The following is an 18465-nucleotide window of genomic DNA, read 5'->3' on the forward strand; positions in this document are numbered from 1 at the left end:
CTCCGCAACCCACAGCCGGGAGTCACCTGTCACACGACGGTTGAGCACAACACGAGTCAGGCGGCGATGCCTGTCTTGTCGACCACCGGGGCACCGGTCTTGGCCTCAACCTCGGCGAAGTCGACACCTGGCGCGTATTCGACGATGTCGAATCCGCTTCCGGTGACATCGAAGACACCGAGGTCGGTGATCACCCGGGACACCACGTGCCGGCCGGTCAGCGGCAGCGAGCATTCGGCGACCAGCTTGGGTGCACCCTTCTTGGTGACGTGCTCCATCAGCACGATCACCTGTCCGGCACCGTTGACCAGATCCATCGCGCCGCCGATGCCCTTGACCATGGCCCCGGGCACCATCCAGTTGGCGAGGTCACCACCGGCGGAGACCTGCATGCCACCGAGGACGGCGACGTCGACGTGGCCGCCGCGGATCATGGCGAAGCTGGTCGCGGAGTCGAAGTAGCTGGCGCCGGGCAGCACCGACACGGTCTGCTTGCCGGCGTTGATCAGATCGGGGTCGACGTCCTCGTCGTACGGGAACGGGCCCACGCCGAGGATGCCGTTCTCGGCGTGCAGCATGATCCCCGAGTCGTCGGGCAACTCATCGGGGATCAGGGTGGGCAGGCCGATGCCCAGATTGACGTAGTCACCGGCGCGCAGTTCGCGTGCGGCGCGGCCGGCCATCTCGGTGCGGCTCCAGCTCATGATGGTTCTCCTCGGGTGGGAAAGGTTGGGGTGGCGGCGCTCAGGCGGGTGCGCCCGCGGCTTCCGGACGCTGCCGGATGGTGCGGTGCTCGATTCCCTTGTCGGCGGCCTGGTCCGGGGTGAGTGCGACGACACGCTTGACGAAGATGCCCGGCAGATGGATCTGGTCGGGGCCCAGTTCGCCGACCTCGACGACCTTCTCGGCCTCGACGATGGTGGTGCGGCCCGACATGCCGGCGGGCGGGTTGAAGTTGCGTGCGGCGGCGTGGAAGCAGCAGTTTCCGGCCTTGTCGGCGACAGCCGCCCGGATCAGCGCATAGTCGGTGACGATCGACTCCTCGAGCACCATCTCGGTGCCGTGGAAGGTGCGGACCTCCTTGGCCGGGCTGGACAAGGCCACCGAACCGTCGGCGTTGTAGCGCCAGGGCAGGCCGCCCTCGGCGACGAGGGTGCCGACACCGGTGGGGGTGAAGAATGCCCCGATCCCGCTGCCGCCGGCGCGCATCCGCTCGGCGAGGGTGCCCTGCGGGGTGAGTTCGACGGTGACCTCACCGGAGAGGAACTGGCGGCCGAATTCCTTGTTCTCGCCGATGTAGGAGGCGATCACCTTGTCGATGCGGCGGGCCTCGAGCAACAGGCCCAGACCGGCACCGTCGACACCGCAGTTGTTGGACACGATGGTGAGGTTCTTGGCGCCCTGGGCGAGCAGGGCGTCGATCAGGAACTTCGGGATTCCCGAGAGTCCGAATCCTCCGACGGCAAGGCTGGATCCGTCGGGGATGTCGGCGACGGCCTCGGCGGCCGATCCGAAGACCTTGTCGATGCTCATGACTGCTCCAGGTGTTCGATGATGGCGGGGGTGATGGTGGCGGGTTGTTCGGCGGGCGCGAGGTGCGCCGCATCGTCGACGACGAGAAGGCGTGCTCCTGCGATGGATTCGACGATGCTCGCGAGTGTGGCGGGCGGGGTGGCCGGGTCGTCGGCGCCGGCGACGGCCAGCGTCGGGGCGGTGATCGCACCGATCTCGGCGCGCTGGTCCATCCCGGCGATGGCCTCACAGCATCCGGCGTAGCCCTCGTCGGGGGTGGCGGCGACCATCGACTGGTAGTGCTCGACGGCGGTCCGGTTGGCCGGATCGGCGAGGTATCCGGGCGAGAACCAGCGGCTGACAACGCTTTCGGCGATCGACGCGGTCCCGTCGGAACGGACGCTGCCGGCCCGGTCCTTCCAGGCGTCGGCGGGTGGCATGTGCGGTGAGGTACAGAACAGCACCACCCGGTCGACGCGCTCGGGGTTGCGGACCGCCAGTCGCATCGCCGTCATACCGCCGAGCGACAGTCCGACGATGTGCGCCTTGGCCACACCGAGCCGGTCGAGCAGGGCGATGACGTCGTCGGCGAGATCGTCGATGCTGTACGGCCCGGCCGGTACCGGCGAGGCGCCGTGACCGCGGGTGTCGTAGCGGACGACGCGGAAGTGCTTGTCCAGCTCGGCGATCTGCTCATCCCACATCCGGTGGTCGGAGCCCAGCGAGTTCGACAGCACCACGACGGGCCCGTCCTCGCGGCCGCTGATGTGGGCGGCCACCTCGACGGCGCTCATCGGATCGCCTCGAAGATCGCGGCGAGGCCCTGGCCGCCGCCGATGCACATGGTCTCCAGGACGTACCTCGATTCCCGTCGACGCGCCTCGTGGGCGGCGGTGGCGAGGATGCGGGCGCCGGTGGCACCGATCGGGTGCCCCAGCGAGATTCCGGAACCGTTGGGATTCAGGCGTTCGTCGCCGGCGTCGATCTTCCACTTGGCGAGGACGGCGAGGACCTGGGCGGCGAAGGCCTCGTTGAGTTCGATGAGGTCGATCTCGTCGAGGGTCAGGTCGGCACGCTGCAGGGCGGCGGCGGTGGCACCGACCGGTCCGATGCCCATTTCCTCGGGCGCGCAACCGGTCACGGCCCACGACTTCAGCGCGAGCAGCGGGGTGAGGCCGCGGCGTTCGGCCTCGGCGCGGGTGGTGACCACGCACATCGCCGCGCCGTCGTTCTGCCCGGAGGCATTGCCGGCGGTGACGGTGGAGTCGGGGTCGATCTTGGCGCGGATCGCGCGCAGCTTGGACAGTCCCTCGACGGAGGCGTCGGCCCGCGGATGCTCGTCGCGCTCGACCACCACATCGGGCTTGCCGCGGCGGCCGGGGATGGTGACCGGCACGATCTCGTCGTCGAACTTCCCGGCGTCCTGTGCGGCAATGGCCCGACGATGCGACTCCACGGCGAACTCGTCCTGCTCGGCGCGGCCGAGATGGTAACGGGCACGCAGGTTCTCGGCGGTCTCGATCATCCCACCGGGGATCGGATGCGACGACCCGCCGGCGGTCAGGCGACCGCGGTCGAGTCGATCCATGAGTTCGACGCCGCCCTGCCGGATGCCGGTGCGCAGGCCCAGCGCATAGTGCTCGACGTTCGACATCGACTCGGCTCCGCCGGCGATCACCAGCAATGCTCCGCCGGAGGCGACCTGGGCGGCACCGCTGAGGACGGCCTGCAGGCCCGAGCCGCACCGGCGATCCACCTGCATGCCGGGAACGCCCACGCCGAGTCCGGCGTCGAGTGCGGCCATCCGGCCGATCGCCGGCGACTCCCCGTTGGCGTAGCCCTGGCCGAGGATCACGTCGTCGACATCGCCCTCGCCGAGTCCGGTCCGCGAGGCGAGTTCACGCAGCAGCGTGGTCGCGAGGTCGGTGACGGTCTGCGACGCCAGCGCCCCACCCATCCGACCGACCGGGGTACGGAGTGGTGAACAGATGACGATGTCGGTTCCGGTAGCCATACATCGAGGGTATGAGCCAGCTCTCATATTGAGAAGTATCGATTTGAACGCTATTGATATCTCTGGAGTATCAACCGGGTAGGCTCGTGACATGGAGCTGCGTCACCTGCGATATTTCCGGGCAGTGGCCGAGGAACTGCACTTCGGACGCGCCGCCCAGCGTCTGCATATCGCCCAGCCGCCGCTGTCCCAGCAGATCCGTCAGCTCGAGGACGAGCTCGGCGTGGCACTTCTGACCCGCTCCACCCGTCGCGTCGAGCTGACCCCGGCCGGCGCCGCCTACCTCCCGCGCGTGGTGGAGATCCTCGAGGCGGTCGACGCCGCCGGCGCCCAGGCCAGGCGGGTGGCCGAAGGCCTCGAAGGACATCTGACGATCGGCTGCGTGGGGTCGGCGACGTACTCGCTGCTCCCCCGGCTCGTCCGAACCCTGCGCGACGAGTTGTCGGGCGTCGAGGTGAGCGTCCGCGGCGAGATGCTCGCACCCGATCAGCTGACCGCACTGGAGACCGGACAGATCGACCTCGCACTGCTCCGTCCACCGGTGAAGGGAGAGGGGCTCGTCGTCGAACCCGTGCGCCGCGACCGTCTGATCGTCGCCCTCCCCGACCGACATCCCCTCGCCGGCCGGACGGTGTTGTCGGTGGAAGACCTCGTCGACGACGACGTGATCGCCCACGCCGGGCACGGCAGGTCTGTGATGAACACGGTGGTCGCCCAGATGTGGGCCGACGCCGGGCAGGTCCCGCGAGTGCGACATGAGGTGTCGGAGACGTCGACGCTCGTCACGCTGGTGGCCGCCGGGCTCGGGGTCGCGGTGGTTCCCGAACCGACCTCCGCCCTCGACCTGGCCGGCGTCCACTACGCCGCGCTGCTCCCGGCGACGTCGATCGATCTGGTCGCCGCGCACCTCGCGGGACGCCGGACCCCGGTCATGGAACGGGTGCTGTCGGTGCTGCACCGCATCGCCCAAGACGAGTGACCACCAAGACGCGTGCCCCTGGGCACGACCGGATCCGAGGTCGGCTGGATTCGAGGTTGGCTGGATTCGAGGTCGGCCGACAGAGGTTTCGACACGGTGCTTCGCTATCGCGAAGAACCGGCTCAACCACCAATCTTGCTCTCGTGACGGGCCGGCTCACCACCAATCACCCTCTCAGGAAGGGCCGGTGCAACTGCCAATCCTGCTCTCGCGACGGGCCGGCGCAACTGCCAATCCTGCTCTCGTGAAGGGCCGGCTCAACCACCAATCTTGCTCTCGTGAAGGGCCGGCTCAACCACCAATCTTGCTCTCGTGACGGGCCGGCTCACCACCAATCACCCTCTCAGGAAGGGCCGGTGCAACTGCCAATCCCCAGTCACGCAGGGCCGGCTCGACCACCAATCCCTCACCACGAACTATCGACTCGACCACTGAGGCCGACGCTCGGCGTCAGTATCCCAGGAAGCTGTCGGTGTGCAGCCGCCAGAACCGCAGGCGCACGGCCGGATCGGCCGAACGTGCCCTTGCCGAGGTCGCGTGCACGAACTCGGGACTCCCCGAAATGTAGTAGTGGGCCCCGTCGCGGGTGAACGGCAGATCGGCGGGCAGGGCGCCGTCGTCGGCCACCACCACCTCCACGCGGCCGCCGGCGGCACGGACGGCAATGAGGTCGTCGTCGAACACCGAACGTTCCTGTTCCCGGATCACGTGGATGACGGTGAGCCACGCCAGGTCCCGTTGCCCGGCATCGCCGGTGAACTGGCGGACCATGGCACGGAACGGGGTGATCCCGATCCCGCCGGCGATCAGCACGACCGGGTGGGCGCCCGGGTGACGGGGTGCGACGAAGTCGCCGCCGATGTCGTCGAGGAGGAGTCGTCCGCCGCGGTGGATCAGGTCACGTTTGAACGCCGACACCTCCGAACCGCCGACGGTGAAGGCGAACTCGGCTGGGTTCTCGCCGGGAGCCGCGGCGAAGGAGAACACCCGTCGGGTCCGATGCCACAGCGGCGCCGACCATTGTGGGGCACTGAGCGTGGCCCACTGGCCCGGCCGGAACGCCACCGGCTGCGCCGAGCGTGCCCGAATCCGGTGGGTACCGGCGGCGATCTCGTCGATCTCCACATCGAAGGTCACCCGGCCGACACCCCGCTGGGTGATCAGCCGGATGACGAAGGCGTACACGCAGCCCACGCCGAGGGCGATCTGCGGGACGAACTCGAGAGTGTAGGAATCGGTGATCTCGAAGACCTGTTGCCAGTTCGCCAGGACCGCGACGATGATCGCGTAGATCGCCCGGTGCACCCGGGTGCTCGGGGAGGTCAACGGTTCCGGCAGCATGATCGCCGCGAGGAACATGGTCGGGGCGGAGACGAACACGAACTGCAGGTCCTGACCACCCTCGGTCAGCTGCAACACCCCCACCGTGGCGAGGGTCGCGATCACGAAGATGCCGACCGTCCACCACTCGCGCAGCACGCTCACCAGCAGCACGCCGATGATCAGCATCGGCCAGAACAGCGGTTCCGCGGCGATCCACCAGACCGGTGAGCTGACCACTGCCCCGGCCACTTCCACCCCGGCATAGGCGAGCGCATAGGTGACGAGTGCGCCGACCACCGCCGGATTGAGCACCAGCCGGCGCCGCCATGCCAGGACGTACTTGCTCAGGGCGGCGGTGCCGGCGGCGATCACCATCGACCACCCCGATGCGGCGTCGGTGACCCCCGGCATCAGGAAGAACAGGATCAGCGCGGTGATCGCCCACGAATCGGCGCCCGGCGGTACCCGGACGACGGCCGCGCACACCCAACTCACCACCGCCGAGGTGACCAACGACAACACCAGCGAGAGCAACAGTGCGCCAGGACGATACGCGAACTCGTCGTCGAAGGCGGCGACGAGCAGGGCGATCACGGTCAGGACGACCAGCGCACCGAGCACCGCCCGGTGCATGGGGAGCCAACGTGGACGGGCCGACCACCGAGGCAGCAATCCGGTCACAGGAACAACTCCAATCCAGGGATCGCGGTGTGCTCGACGACGCCGCTGTGGTGAATGATCACATGCCCGAAAGCGGTGGTGCCGCCGGACTTCTCGAGTGCGGTCCAGGTGATGTCGGTGGGTGTGGCGCCCGGACGACGGTTCGGTTGCGGCGCACCGAGACGCGCCTGCAGTGCGGTCGCCGGGGTGAAGAACAGTGCGGTGGCCAGCCCGTCGGCGGTCATCGCCGGGCCGGTCGTCGTCTCGTCGGCGAACACCCAGGTGGCCAAGACCTCTCGGGTGGGCCTACCGGTATGTGGATCGACGATGTGATGCCAGTCGGCCCAGGCACGCCGGTTGGGTGCCGAGGCGCACACCGCCCCGCCGGACAGTTCGACGACGCCGATCGCCCTGCGCGGATCCCCGGGATGCTCCAGGGCGATGCGCACCGGATGTTCCCGGGCGGAGATCACCATGTCTCCACCGGCGTCGACGACATGGGGACCGCCGGTGTGTGCGGCGACGACGGCGGCCACCCGATCGACGACGAAACCCTTTCCGGCGGCACCGATGTCGAGCAGAACCGGATGACGCACCACCAGTTCCCCGGCGGCGCCGGCGACATCCCCCGGCCGCCACTCGATCACGTCGTCCCAGGCGGGTACCGGGGCGATCGTCGACGCCGGGGTGAGCGAGTACTGCGCATCGTATCCGGCGTCGGCGAGGGTGGCGCCGACCAACGGGGTCACCGCACCCGCGGTGATCTCGTAGAGCCGGCGATACCAGTCGAGGAGCACCGCGTCCGAGGCGGCCACCGGATACCGGCCCGGTGTACGCGCCATCTCGGCGACCATCGAGTCGTCGCGGAACCGCGACCACACCCGGTCGATCCGGTCGATCTCGGCGCGCACCTCGGCGCGGGCGGCGTCGGACAGCGGGGCGTCGGTGGTGATCTCCCAGACGGTGCCGATCGCCTCGAACCGCCAGTCGACGTCAGGCGAGGGCGTCGGTCTTGATCTGGGTGATGGCATCGTTGAAGCCGCCCGAGGTCAGCGACGACCCGGCGACCTTGGAGACGTCGAGGTCGTCGATGTTCTTGCCGACGACCAGCGCGTCGATGCCGCTCGCGAACTTCTCCTGGAACTGCGCCGAGGTGCCCTTGGTCTGACTCCGGTCGAGTTCGAGTGCGGTGATCGTCGAGTTCGACAACGTCACCGTCACACCGATCTGCTGCTGACCGCCGGGCGACTGGTAGTGACCGACGGCGGTGTAGGTGCCGTTCTTGTACTCGTCGGAGGTTCCCACGGCGGCGGAGGTGTCGGTCGACGCCGTCGCCGACGTGGTCGATGCGGTGGTCTCGTCGGCGGCCGACGCGTCGTCGGACCCGCAGGCCGCGGTGGCCAGGCCGATGGCGGCGACCGCGGCCACCACCGACCCGGTTCGCGTCACCGACAGCAGATCATCTTTACGGACCGCGGTCCGGATGTTCTTGGTCATGGTTCCCATTGTGGACAAAAGCCCCGCGATTCACCTATCCCAACGCCGAGGTTCATAGGGGATCCCCAGAAAACTCTCCGGCGGCGAACTCCCCGGGGACTCCGCGAACGTCAGCGGCCGGCGGCCTCCACCCGGGCCTGGATGGCGTTGACGAACACCGAGCCGATGTCGGTCGCGGTCTTGGCGACGTAGGTGGTGCCACCGGTGGCCTCGGCGATCTGCTTGAGCGCCTCGGTGTCGGCGTCCTCGGAGATCCCGATCGTCAGGATCAGCACCGGACGGGCCGGGTCCTGCCGCTTCTGGAGTTCGGCGAGCAACCCGTCGAGGGAGATGCTGTCGGGATCCTCGTTCTCGCCGTCGGTCATGATGATGACGCTGTTGGAGTAGTTCGGGTCGTAGGTGTCCTGCACCTCCTTGAACGCGGCAAGGGTGGTGTCGTAGAGCCCGGTGGACCCGCCCAGCTCCGCGGGCGAGAGGCCCTTGCGGACCGCTGCGACCAGTTCCTCCCGGTGGGTTCCCCCACCGGCCGCCGTGGCGTCGAGACGACGGATCGGACTCAGTTCGGTCCAGTCCTCACCGTTCGGCCCACGGTCGATCGAGAACGCCCAGCCGCCGACCATCGCGTTGTTCGGGAACATCTTCAACCCGGTCAGCGACGCGTCGATGAGCAACTGCGCCCGCGTCGACGACCCGACGGTGGCCTCCATCGACCCGGAGGTGTCCTGGACGACGAGGGTGCGGATCGGCACACCGAGGACCTGCCACTGCCGCAGCGCCTTGTCGACCTGATCGGGGTCCTTGAGGGTGAGCACCTTGACCGGCTGCCCCGTCCCGTAGGGATGGTCACCCGGATACGGGTCGCCGCCCGGCTTGCGGAAACCGGCCTGCCCCAACCGATCTCCATCCGAACCGGCGAGGGCGTCGGCAAGTGCCTTGCCCGCCTCGTCGGCGGTCGTGTGACGAGCCGTGCCCGCGGTGTTCACCAGCGGGTAGTCGAGCATCACGGTGCCGTCGGCGGGGATCGCGAACTTCAGCTGCGACCCCTGGTGGGTGCGCATGAACATGATGTACTGCTGCTCGGTGGTCACCACCGGCACCGTCGAGGTGTTGGCCAGGTTGAGCCGCGTGCCCTCGTTGTCGTTGGCCAGGCGCGCATTGTTCTGCTGGATCGCGAGCACCGACATCGCCTCGACGAGTTGCTTCTCGGTGAGCTTGCCCGCGTCGACCTCGGCGAGTGCACCCACGATCGGGGCGTCGCCGGTGCTGGTGTCGACGGGGCTGCCGGTCCGCAGATCCGGCAGCTTCATCACCTGCACCCAGCTGGTCAGCTCCGGCAGTTCCTTGCCGACCACGACGGTGGGGGTGGACGCGAGGGACTCCGAGACCAGGTCGAGCTCATGGCGCACCTGGGTGGTCACCCGACGCGCCTGCAGCTGCGAGTCCGGCACCCACAGATCGGGGCCGGCGTCGCCACTGGTCAGCAGGCCCGGTGCGTCGGCACCGGCCACCGAGGTGACCTTGTAGTCGTAGCAGGTGTGCGACGAGACCTGACCCGCCGCGTCACCGAGTGCCGAGGCGATGGTGGGGTCGGCGGCCACATTCACCGATGTCCGGTCGCCGCACCCGTCGGAGCCGACGGTCTTCCAGATCACGATCCCGGCGACGAGGGCCGCCACGATCACCAGTGCGCCGAGACCCCACAGCCAGGCGCCCCGATGCGATGACCCGGATTCGCGGTGGTCGAAACCGAACTGCCCGGTCGACGACGTCCCGGCCGCGGCGTTGCGACCGGTGTCGGACGCACGGTTGCGGCCGGTGTCGGACGCACCGTTACGGCCGGTGTCGGACGCACGGTTGCGGCCGGTGTCGGACGCACGGTTACGCCCGGTGTCGCCCGTGTCGTCACGGCGCGGCCGAATCGGTCCGGACTCGCCGGAATCAGAGCTGTGACGCCCCATTGTTCACTTCCCCCTGGGTAATTCAGCCGAAGAGCTCACGGAAGGTGACCAGCGACCTGTGCAGATCCCCCGATACCGCCATCGCTGCCGCCTTCCCGACGGGCCCCATCAACGGGAGTCCGCCGAGGTCGACGGTGAAAGTGACCATCGACCCCGCCGCGACCGGTGCGATCGCGAGGTCGAGCTTCGCCTTCACCCCACCCTTGCCGGACCCCTTGAGGCGGACCTGCTTGCCGTCGACGTAGGTGTCGATGACCCAGTCGAACCGCACTCGGGTGCCCTTGACCTTGACCACCGACGACACCTTGGTCCCGGCACTGAGCTCGGCGGGCCCGGGCACCGGGCTGCGCCAGCCGTCGTGCAGGACCAGCCACTCCGAGAATCGGGCGAGGTCCGTCGCTGCCGACCAGGTATCCTCCGGTGACAGCTCAACCTCGATGGAGTCGCTCGTCTTGGCCATGGTGACGAAGCCTAACCGGTGGGATCGGTGATCTCACAGCGAGTGTCCGCAATCGGTGCGGGTGTCGACGTCCACGTCGCCGCGCGACTGCTGCTCGGCGCCCAACTGATGTCGCACGGGGTGACCCTCCGGATCACCGAGGTCGAGGCCTATGCCGGCCCACTGGACCCGGCCTCCCACGCCTTTCGGCGCACCCCGCGCTCGGCCATCATGTACGGCCCGCCCGGCCGGCTGTATGTGTACCGAATCCACGGCCATCACTGCGCCAATGTGGTGACCGGGGTCGACGGGCAGGCGTCGGCGGTGTTGCTGCGCGCCGGCGAGGTGATCGACGGGGTGGCGACGGCCCGGGAGCGTCGGGCTGCGGTACGCGGGGGTGCGCCGCAGGTGGCGGCGCTGGCCCGGGGACCGGGCAATCTGGCGCGGGCGGCCGGGATCACCACAGCCGACCTGGGCACCGATCTGTTCGGTTCCGACGGCGACGTCCGGCTGTGCGACGGCCCGCCGGGAGGTCTCCCGGTGAGCACCGGACCCCGGGTGGGCGTGCGCCATGCCGCCGAGAACGCGTGGCGTTACTGGATCACCGACGACCCGACGGTGTCGGCATATCGCCGACATCCGCGGGCCGGCCGGTGATCATCTGCCGGATGGGCGGGGACTACTGCTGGTCCGGCTTGGGCTCGGGCTGGGCCGCGGGCTGCTGGCCCTCTGCCCCGACCGCCTTGCGGGCGGCGTCCTGGGCCTTGTCGACCTGCGCGGCGTACTTGCCGCCGGTCGCCTTGTCGATGGCGTCGCCGCCCTTCTCGATCAGGCTCGGGTTCTTGCGCAGCGTCTCCTTGGCCTTGTCGACCAGTCCCTTGAGGTCCATCAGAGTCGTCTCCTCGATCGTCATCGGTGAAATCGTCGTGCAGGAATCGTCGTGGCCACGTACCGGGCCGCCCGGGTGCGGCCCCCGAGTCTAGTCGTGGACGAGCTCGCCGGCGGTGCCATCGGCGTCGTCGGAATCGGTGCCGACGATCCGGGGCAGCACCCGTGACACGATCTCCACACACACGATGCCGATCGCGGCCGCGATGAAGGCCACCGAGTTCATCTGCCAGTTGGACGAGTCGAGCTTGAACATCTCCTGCGTCCACGGCCAGCTGAAGATGATCACGTAGGCGAGCACCGAGATCACCATCAGCACCACCTTCCACCAGTTGTACGGCCGCGCCACCACCATCAGCACATACAGCGCCACCGCGATCAGACAGATCAGCGTGGCGGTGGCCGCCTGGGTCTGCGCGGGCGGCAGGTCCACCGAGTCGCCGCCGAGGCTGACGCCGGCACCGCCGGGGTTGATGATCACATAGGTCACGAAGGCCGCCATCCCGACGATGATCCCGTTCGGGACGGCCTGCGTCAGAACACGTTTGACGAATCCGCTGCGGGCCCGCTCGTTGTTCGGGGCCAGCGACAGGACGAACGCCGGGATACCGATGGTGAACCATGCCGAGATGGTGACGTGGATCGGCTGGAACGGGTAGCTCAGCGAGTCGAAACCGAAGATCTTGGCCGCCACACCGGCGATGCCGACGAACAGGGCCAGCAACACCGCGTACACGGTCTTGGTGAGGAACAGGTTGGAGACGCGCTCGATGTTGCCGATGACGCGCCGGCCCTCGCCCACCACATACGGCAGGGTGGCGAACTTGTTGTCCAGCAACACGATCTGCGCCACCGACCGGGCGGCCGACGAGCCCGAACCCATCGCGACGCCGATGTCGGCGTCCTTGAGGGCCAGGACGTCGTTGACGCCGTCGCCGGTCATCGCGACGGTGTTGCCGCGGGACTGCAGGGCGGCCACCATCGCCCGCTTCTGGTCGGGGCGTACCCGGCCGAAGGTGACCCCGTCCTCGACGGCATCGGCGAGCCGGTCGATGTCGGTGGGCAGTTCGCGGGCATCCACCGAGGTGTCCGGGGAACCGAGCCCGAGGGACTGGGCGACCGCCCCCACCGAGCGGGCGTTGTCGCCGGAGATCACCTTGACGTCGACGTGCTGGGTGGCGAAGTAGTCGAGGGTGGAACGGGCGTCGTCGCGCACCCGCTGTTCGAGCACCACCAGGGCGACGGGGGTGAGCGTGCCGGGTGTGTTGGCGCCGGCGGCCGGTTCGGTGTTCACCGGCACGTCGGTACAGCCCAACAGCAGGATGCGCAGCCCCGCGGCACCGAGATCGGAGGCCCGGCGGGCGGGTTCGCTGTCGGGATCGAGCAGGACGTCGGGGGCGCCGAGAATCCAGTTGCCCGTGTCGGCGCCGGTCGCGTCGGCGAACGACATCCCGCTCCACTTCTTGGCGGAGGTGAACGGTTCGAGTGCGGTGACGGTCCAGTCGGGTCCGTCGGGGTAGGCCTCGGCCAGTGCCAGCACGCTGGCGTTGGGGCTGCGGTCGTGGGCGGCGAGCGCGGCCAGCGCCTGCTCGGCGGTCACCCCGGCCGGCGGGCCGGCGGCCTCGACCGGCTCCACCTCGGTCAGGCGCATACCGTTCTCGGTGAGCGTGCCGGTCTTGTCCGCACACACCACGTTGACCCGCGCCAGACCTTCGATCGCGGGCAGTTCGTTCACCAGACACTGCCGCTGACCGAGCCGGACGACGCCCACCGCGAACGCGATCGAGGTCATCAGCACGAGCCCCTCGGGGACCATCGGCACCAGCGCGGCAACCATGCCGAGCAGCGACTGCTTGATGCCGTTCTGACTGATGAACAGCTGGTTGACGATGGTGAGGACACCGGCCGGGATGAGCAGCCAGGTGATCACCTTGAGGATCTGGTCGATACCCGACCGCAGTTCGGAGGAGACCAGCGTGAACTTGGAGGCCTCGGCGGCGAGCTGCGCGGCATAGGCGTCGGCGCCGACCTTGGTGGCCCGGTACGCACCGGATCCGCTGACGACGAAGCTGCCGGAGAGGATCTTGTCGCCGGGGGCCTTGTCGATGGCGTCGGCCTCGCCGGTGAGCAGAGACTCGTCGACGTCGAGCACATACGACTCGACCACCTCGCCGTCGACGACGACCTGGTCGCCGGCGCCGATCTCGATGATGTCGTCGAGGACCACCTCGTCGGGCGGGATCTCGCCGACGGTGCCGTTGCGGCGCACCTTGGGCCGGGTCTGGCCGACGATGGCCAGCCGGTCGAGAGTGCGTTTGGCGCGGATCTCCTGGATGATGCCGATCCCACTGTTGGCCACGATCAGCAGGCCGAACAGGCCGTTGATCAGCGATCCGGTGGATGCCACGATGACGAACAGCACACCGAGGATCGCGTTGATCCGGGTGAACACGTTGGACCGGACGATGTCGCGGACGCTGCGTCCGGACCGGTCGGGCATGGAGTTGACCTGTCCGGCGGCCACACGGTCGGCGACCTCCTGCGAGCTCAGGCCGCGGGTCTGGGCCTGCTCGTCGATCATCTCGCTCACGCCGAGGCTTCCCACCACTGCGGGTCGGTGAGACCGGTGCCGACACGATGTGTCAGGTCGATGGTGCCGCCGGGTTGCGGGACCATCACGGTGGTCGCGTTGCGGCCTGCGGTCGGCAGCAGCCGGGTGATCGGCTCCGCCCACGGGTGCCGTGCCAGGGAGAACGTCCCCCAGTGGATCGGGATCATCACTGCGTCGGTCCCAGCCGAACCGGACACCATCCGATGCACCGCGACTGCCTCCTCGGGGTCGATGTGGACGTCGGGCCAGACGGGGTCGTAGGCACCGACGGCGATGAGTGTCAGATCGAAGGGGCCCAGCCGCGAACCGAGGTCGGCGAACCGCTCGGTGTAGCCGGTGTCGCCGGAGAAGAAGACGCGGTGGGTGGGGCCGACGACCGCCCAGCTGGCCCACTGGGTGAGGTCACGCTGCAAGGCGCGGCCGGAGAAGTGCCGGGCGGGACCGCACGTGAAGTCCACGGTGGTGCCGCCGGCGCCGGTGATCTCGACGGTGCCCCACCAGTCGGCCTGCCGGATGCGCTCGGGCGGCACGCCCCACGACACCAGGTGCGCGGGCACACCCAGCGGGACCACGAACATCGCGCCGGGCTGGGTGGCGGCGATCCGCGCGACGGTGTCCATCTCGAGGTGGTCGTAGTGATCGTGACTGATCAGGACCACGTCGAGTGGCGGCAGGTCGGCGACGGTCACCGGGCAGGGATGCAGCCGTGCGGGGCCGACCGTCTGCGTCGGCGAGCACCGCCGGCCGAACACGGGGTCGGTGAGGATGCGTAGGCCGTCGAGTTCGACGAGGACCGACGCGTGGCCGAACCAGGTCGCCGCGAGGGCACGGGGTTCGACGTCGGCGGCCAGGGCGGGGGTGTCGACCCGGATGGTGCGAGTGGGACGGCCGGGACGCCGGGCCATGTCGATCGCCACCTTGAACTCCCCGGACACCCGTGGTGACGGGGTCTCGGGGTTGCTGAAGGTGACGCCCTCGAGGTTCGGGGAGCCGGACACGTAGTGCCAGATCGATTCGGCGTCGGCGCCGAGCGCGCGGGCGGCGGGAAGACCGGCACCGGCGAGGGTGTCGACCGTCGCACCGGCTGCCCGCAGGCCCAGTCCACCGACGGTGCTGACCGCGCGACCGACGATCGCGGCGGCGGACTTCTCGATGGATGCGGTCACGGGATTCAGGGTAACGGTCGGCGCAGCGGGTGGTCGGCAACCGGATGCCGCAGCGTCGACCGCGACCACCGGTGGCGCCTTGTTGGTAGCATCTGCGGCTGCAACCTGTTCTCGCGCATGTGCCGGTACGCATGCCGTCGGAAGTGGTGTTCGTTGGCCCGGATGTCTGTCACCGAGAGGCGCGCGGCGCTGGTCGAATCGGCTTACCGCGTGATCGCCGACCACGGGGTCGAGGGTGCGACCACCCGGCGGATCTGCGCGCACGCCGATATGCCGCTCGCGAGTTTCCACTATGCGTTCGAGTCCCGCACCGCACTGCTCGGTGCGGTGATGGAGACCGCGGTCCCCAGTGACATCGATCAGATGCTGGCCGCGATCCTGCCCACCGGAGATCTCGACGAGGGCGCCGATCTGGAGGTGATGGAGGCCAACATGCGGCGCCAGCTACAGGCCTTCCTGTCGATGCTGAAAGCCGATCCCGGCCGCCTGCAGGCGACCATCTCGCTCGGTATCTATGCGCACAATCATCCCGAGCTGCAGCGGTACGGCCAGCGGATGTACGAGAACCTGTACGCGGTGGCCGCCAAGGGACTCGACGCCGCCGCCCAGCACGCCGGGGTGCGCTGGACCCAGCCGACCTCGGAGATCGCACCGGTGCTGATCGGCACCCTGATCTCGGTGACGCTGATCTACCTGAGCACCGCCGACGACCATGTGATGCAACTGTTGGTGGAATCACTTGTCCGGCAGACTATGTCACATGCAGCCGATGCCTGACCCGCTCTCCCCCACCCCGCCGGGTTCGATCACACCGTCATCCACGCCCTGGTGGGAGCAGGCTCCCCACACGTACTGGCAGGGGTTCACCGACGCCGTCACCGCCGCCGGGATCGACAGTCCGGCACTGGTCGTCGACAAGGGCGCCCTGGAACACAACGTCGCCGACCTGCTGCGACGCGCCGACGGCGTGCCGATCCGCCTGGCGTCCAAGTCGGTTCGGGTGCGCTCGGTGATCTCTGATCTCCTCGACCGTCCGGGCTTCGCCGGGGTGCTCGCCTATGACGTCGACGAGGCCCGATGGCTGGCAACCGAATCCGGGATCACCGATGTCCTGATGGGATATCCGACGGTTCGCCGGTCGGCACTGGCCGGTCTGCTCGCCGACGAGCTCGCCTTGTCGCGGGTGACGTTGCTGGTGGACGACGTCGCCCATCTCGACCTGATCGACTCGGTGGTGCCGGCGGGCCGGCGGCCGTCGGTGCGTGTGGCGATCGACCTCGACGCATCGCTGCGTCTACTCGGCGGGCGGCTGCACGTCGGCGTGCGCCGCTCCCCCGTCCACGACCTCGATCAGGCACTGGAACTGGGCCGCCACATCGTCCGACGTGACGGATTCGATCTCGTCGGCGTGATGTCGTATGAGGCACAGGTCGCCGGCGTCGGAAACGCCGTCCGCGGAAAGCGGTTCACCAATGCCGCGGTGTCGCTGATGCAGCGCACGTCGATGGCCGAGATCCGCCGTCGGCGCGGAAAGGTGATCGCCGCGCTGCGGGCGATCGCCCCGCTGGAGATCGTCAACGCCGGTGGCACCGGCTCGCTGGAGGCCACCGGCCGCGAGTCCTCGATCACCGACATCGCCGCAGGCAGTGGCGTTTTCGGTGGGCATCTGTTCGACAACTACCGGCATTTCCGGCCGGCACCGGCGATGGCCTTCGGTCTCGACGTGGTGCGCACTCCCGCGCCCGGCTTCGTCACGTGTGCCGGCGGAGGGTGGATCGCCTCCGGCCCGCCGGCCCCCGACCGCTTGCCCCGACCGGTCTGGCCGCCGGAGCTGGAGTACGTGGGGACCGAGGCGGCCGGAGAGGTGCAGACCCCGCTGCACGGACCCGGCGTGGATGGGCTCAGAATAGGTGACCGGGTCTGGTTCCGGCACACGAAGTCCGGCGAGATCTGTGAACGTGCGCGGGAAGTCGCCCTGATCACCCGCACCGACGACGGTTCGGCTCATGTCGAGTCCGTCGTCCCGACCTACCGTGGAGAGGGGAAGGTCTTCCTGTGACCTGGGTCAACTGGGGACGCACCGTGGAGTGTCAGCCCGGAAGGGTGTTGTCACCCGGCGGGGCCGACGATCTGGCAGCGCTGGTGACGGAGTGCCGTTCCACGGGTGACCGGATCAAGGCCGTCGGCGCCGGGCACAGCTTCTCCCCGATCGCTGCGGCCCCGTCGATCCAGATCGAACTGTCGCGGATGCGCGGGCTGGTGCGGGTGGATCCCGATCTCCGCCAGGTGACGCTGTGGGCCGGAACCCATCTCCACGAGATCCCCGGACTGCTGGCCCCACACGGCCTGGCGATGGCCAACCTGGGCGACGTCGACCGGCAGACCATCGCCGGTGCCACCTCCACCGGCACGCACGGCACCGGACTGGCCTTCGGTGGGATCAGCACCCAGATCGTCTCCGCCACAATTGTTTCCGGTACCGGCGAGATCGTCACTGTGGACACCGGCAGTCCGGACCTGCCGGCGGTGGCGCTCGGACTGGGCGCACTGGGTCTGCTCGTCGACGTCACCTTGCAGTGTGTTCCGGCGTTCTCCATCCGGGCCGATGAGCGTCCTCTCGACATCGACGATGCGATCGACGGCTTCCTCGACCGGGTCGCCGAGCACGATCACCACGAGTTCTACATGTTCGCGCACTCGAATCGGGCCCTGGGCAAGATCAACACCCGCCTCGACGGTGTGGTCGCGCCGTCGGGTCCGAGCGCGATCCGCCGGTACATCGACGACGAACTGTTGAGCAACAGGGCCTTCGGGCTCCTCTGCGAACTGAGCGCACGGCTTCCCGTGACGGCGTCGACGATCAACGAGATCTCCGGGCGCGTGTTGTCGGCGCGGACCTACACCGACTCCTCGACCAAGGTGTTCATCTCCGAGCGCAACGTCCGGTTCCGTGAGATGGAGTACGCGTTGCCCCTCGACGCGGTTCCGGGCGCTCTGCGCGAGATCCGGTCGATGATCGGGCGGCGCAAATACCGGGTGAGCTTCCCGATCGAGGTGCGCGCCGCCGCCGCAGACGATCTGATGCTGTCGACGGCGTCGGGGCGGAACTCGGGCTACATCGCGGTGCATCGCTACATCAACGATGACGCCGCCGACACCGCAGCCTATTTCGCCGACGTCGAAGCCATCATGACCGCACACGACGGTCGGCCGCACTGGGGCAAGATGCACACCCGCGACGCCGCGTACCTCCGCTCGGCCTACCCTCGCTTCGACGAATTCCTGGCCGTCCGTGACCGATTGGACCCCGATCGGGTGTTCACCAACGACTACCTCGATCGGGTACTCGGCGCCTGAGCACACTTGCCGATTGGGCTGGGATCGGGGTGGCCGGGTTGACGAGCCCGGCCGCCGGAGG

At 68.8% G+C, this 18465-nt stretch carries 17 protein-coding genes; 5 read left to right on the forward strand and 12 right to left on the reverse strand.

Annotation, left to right across the window (positions count from 1 at the left end; translation table 11 throughout):
* Nucleotides 1-56 precede the first annotated feature (56 nt).
* From GD1_RS20960 to GD1_RS20975, 4 genes are read right to left on the reverse strand one after another with little or no spacing between them, the layout of a single operon-like run.
* Nucleotides 57-704, reverse strand: a complete 648-nt coding sequence (locus GD1_RS20960) for a 3-oxoacid CoA-transferase subunit B (protein WP_020792261.1) — start codon at nt 702-704, stop codon at nt 57-59.
* 40 nt (nt 705-744) lie between these two features.
* Entirely contained in the window at nt 745-1533 is a 789-nt protein-coding gene (locus tag GD1_RS20965) for a CoA transferase subunit A (protein WP_020792268.1), read from the reverse strand.
* Nucleotides 1530-2306 (reverse strand): 3-oxoadipate enol-lactonase, encoded by a 777-nt coding sequence (gene pcaD / locus GD1_RS20970; protein ID WP_059039418.1) that lies wholly within the window; start codon nt 2304-2306, stop codon nt 1530-1532. Before pcaD ends, GD1_RS20965 begins: the two co-directional genes overlap by 4 nt.
* On the reverse strand, nt 2303-3526 hold the full coding sequence (locus tag GD1_RS20975) for an acetyl-CoA C-acetyltransferase (protein ID WP_059039419.1): 1224 nt from the start codon (nt 3524-3526) through the stop codon (nt 2303-2305). Before GD1_RS20975 ends, pcaD begins: the two co-directional genes overlap by 4 nt.
* A gap of 91 nt (nt 3527-3617) precedes the next feature.
* Here GD1_RS20975 and GD1_RS20980 point away from each other — a divergent pair, with 91 nt between their 5' ends.
* Nucleotides 3618-4505, forward strand: a complete 888-nt coding sequence (locus tag GD1_RS20980) for a LysR family transcriptional regulator (RefSeq protein WP_059039420.1) — start codon at nt 3618-3620, stop codon at nt 4503-4505.
* Between the two features lie 450 nt (nt 4506-4955).
* On the opposite strand, the gene GD1_RS20985 is transcribed toward GD1_RS20980, so the two are convergent.
* From GD1_RS20985 to GD1_RS21005, 5 genes are all read right to left on the reverse strand, one after another.
* Nucleotides 4956-6461 carry an FAD-dependent oxidoreductase gene (locus GD1_RS20985; protein WP_059039421.1) on the reverse strand — a complete coding sequence of 502 codons (1506 nt, stop codon included), beginning with the start codon at nt 6459-6461 and terminating at the stop codon, nt 4956-4958.
* A gap of 44 nt (nt 6462-6505) precedes the next feature.
* Nucleotides 6506-7519: an FAD:protein FMN transferase gene (locus GD1_RS20990; protein ID WP_059039422.1), complete on the reverse strand. Its 1014-nt coding sequence runs from the start codon at nt 7517-7519 to the stop codon at nt 6506-6508.
* Entirely contained in the window at nt 7482-7985 is a 504-nt protein-coding gene (locus tag GD1_RS20995) for an FMN-binding protein (protein WP_059039425.1), read from the reverse strand. The genes GD1_RS20990 and GD1_RS20995 overlap by 38 nt, the downstream gene beginning before the upstream one ends.
* Nucleotides 7986-8095: 110 nt before the next feature.
* Nucleotides 8096-9943 (reverse strand): substrate-binding domain-containing protein, encoded by a 1848-nt coding sequence (locus GD1_RS21000; protein ID WP_083534564.1) that lies wholly within the window; start codon nt 9941-9943, stop codon nt 8096-8098.
* Between the two features lie 22 nt (nt 9944-9965).
* A complete protein-coding gene (locus tag GD1_RS21005) occupies nt 9966-10403 on the reverse strand; it encodes a type II toxin-antitoxin system Rv0910 family toxin (RefSeq protein ID WP_020791933.1) in 438 nt (145 codons plus the stop codon).
* A 30-nt stretch (nt 10404-10433) separates the two neighbouring features.
* On the opposite strand from GD1_RS21005, the gene GD1_RS21010 reads away from it, so the two are divergent.
* Nucleotides 10434-11039, forward strand: a complete 606-nt coding sequence (locus GD1_RS21010; protein ID WP_059039427.1) for a DNA-3-methyladenine glycosylase — start codon at nt 10434-10436, stop codon at nt 11037-11039.
* A 22-nt stretch (nt 11040-11061) separates the two neighbouring features.
* Here the strand turns inward: GD1_RS21010 and GD1_RS21015 are convergent, their stop codons facing one another.
* From GD1_RS21015 to GD1_RS21025, 3 genes are all read right to left on the reverse strand, one after another.
* A complete protein-coding gene (locus tag GD1_RS21015; RefSeq protein WP_059039428.1) occupies nt 11062-11271 on the reverse strand; it encodes an antitoxin in 210 nt (69 codons plus the stop codon).
* Nucleotides 11272-11361: 90 nt separating this feature from the next.
* Complete coding sequence (locus GD1_RS21020; RefSeq protein WP_059039429.1) at nt 11362-13851, reverse strand: HAD-IC family P-type ATPase; 2490 nt, start codon at nt 13849-13851, stop codon at nt 11362-11364.
* A gap of 5 nt (nt 13852-13856) precedes the next feature.
* Nucleotides 13857-15047 carry an MBL fold metallo-hydrolase gene (locus GD1_RS21025; protein WP_059039423.1) on the reverse strand — a complete coding sequence of 397 codons (1191 nt, stop codon included), beginning with the start codon at nt 15045-15047 and terminating at the stop codon, nt 13857-13859.
* Between the two features lie 162 nt (nt 15048-15209).
* Between GD1_RS21025 and GD1_RS21030 the strand changes: the two genes are divergently transcribed.
* Genes GD1_RS21030 through GD1_RS21040 form a run of 3 tightly spaced genes read left to right on the forward strand, consistent with a single transcriptional unit; the run spans nt 15210 to nt 18404 of the window.
* Entirely contained in the window at nt 15210-15824 is a 615-nt protein-coding gene (locus GD1_RS21030) for a TetR/AcrR family transcriptional regulator (RefSeq protein WP_053778182.1), read from the forward strand.
* 28 nt (nt 15825-15852) lie between these two features.
* Nucleotides 15853-17106 (forward strand): type III PLP-dependent enzyme domain-containing protein, encoded by a 1254-nt coding sequence (locus GD1_RS21035; protein WP_053778215.1) that lies wholly within the window; start codon nt 15853-15855, stop codon nt 17104-17106.
* On the forward strand, nt 17103-18404 hold the full coding sequence (locus tag GD1_RS21040; protein WP_059039424.1) for a D-arabinono-1,4-lactone oxidase: 1302 nt from the start codon (nt 17103-17105) through the stop codon (nt 18402-18404). Before GD1_RS21035 ends, GD1_RS21040 begins: the two co-directional genes overlap by 4 nt.
* Nucleotides 18405-18465 lie beyond the last annotated feature (61 nt).

The organism is Gordonia desulfuricans NBRC 100010 (assembly GCF_001485495.1).
Lineage (GTDB): Bacteria > Actinomycetota > Actinomycetes > Mycobacteriales > Mycobacteriaceae > Gordonia > Gordonia desulfuricans.

What these genes read in the sequence shown, in the direction of transcription:
- GD1_RS20960 (WP_020792261.1), bottom strand. Translation starts at nt 704, where the DNA reads ATGAGCTGGAGCCGCACCGAGATGGCCGGCCGCGCCGCACGCGAACTG.
- GD1_RS20965 (WP_020792268.1), bottom strand. Translation starts at nt 1,533, where the DNA reads ATGAGCATCGACAAGGTCTTCGGATCGGCCGCCGAGGCCGTCGCCGAC.
- pcaD (WP_059039418.1), bottom strand. Translation starts at nt 2,306, where the DNA reads ATGAGCGCCGTCGAGGTGGCCGCCCACATCAGCGGCCGCGAGGACGGG.
- GD1_RS20975 (WP_059039419.1), bottom strand. Translation starts at nt 3,526, where the DNA reads ATGGCTACCGGAACCGACATCGTCATCTGTTCACCACTCCGTACCCCG.
- GD1_RS20980 (WP_059039420.1), top strand. Translation starts at nt 3,618, where the DNA reads ATGGAGCTGCGTCACCTGCGATATTTCCGGGCAGTGGCCGAGGAACTG.
- GD1_RS20985 (WP_059039421.1), bottom strand. Translation starts at nt 6,461, where the DNA reads ATGCACCGGGCGGTGCTCGGTGCGCTGGTCGTCCTGACCGTGATCGCC.
- GD1_RS20990 (WP_059039422.1), bottom strand. Translation starts at nt 7,519, where the DNA reads ATGCCATCACCCAGATCAAGACCGACGCCCTCGCCTGACGTCGACTGG.
- GD1_RS20995 (WP_059039425.1), bottom strand. Translation starts at nt 7,985, where the DNA reads ATGACCAAGAACATCCGGACCGCGGTCCGTAAAGATGATCTGCTGTCG.
- GD1_RS21000 (WP_083534564.1), bottom strand. Translation starts at nt 9,943, where the DNA reads ATGGGGCGTCACAGCTCTGATTCCGGCGAGTCCGGACCGATTCGGCCG.
- GD1_RS21005 (WP_020791933.1), bottom strand. Translation starts at nt 10,403, where the DNA reads ATGGCCAAGACGAGCGACTCCATCGAGGTTGAGCTGTCACCGGAGGAT.
- GD1_RS21015 (WP_059039428.1), bottom strand. Translation starts at nt 11,271, where the DNA reads ATGGACCTCAAGGGACTGGTCGACAAGGCCAAGGAGACGCTGCGCAAG.
- GD1_RS21020 (WP_059039429.1), bottom strand. Translation starts at nt 13,851, where the DNA reads ATGATCGACGAGCAGGCCCAGACCCGCGGCCTGAGCTCGCAGGAGGTC.
- GD1_RS21030 (WP_053778182.1), top strand. Translation starts at nt 15,210, where the DNA reads ATGTCTGTCACCGAGAGGCGCGCGGCGCTGGTCGAATCGGCTTACCGC.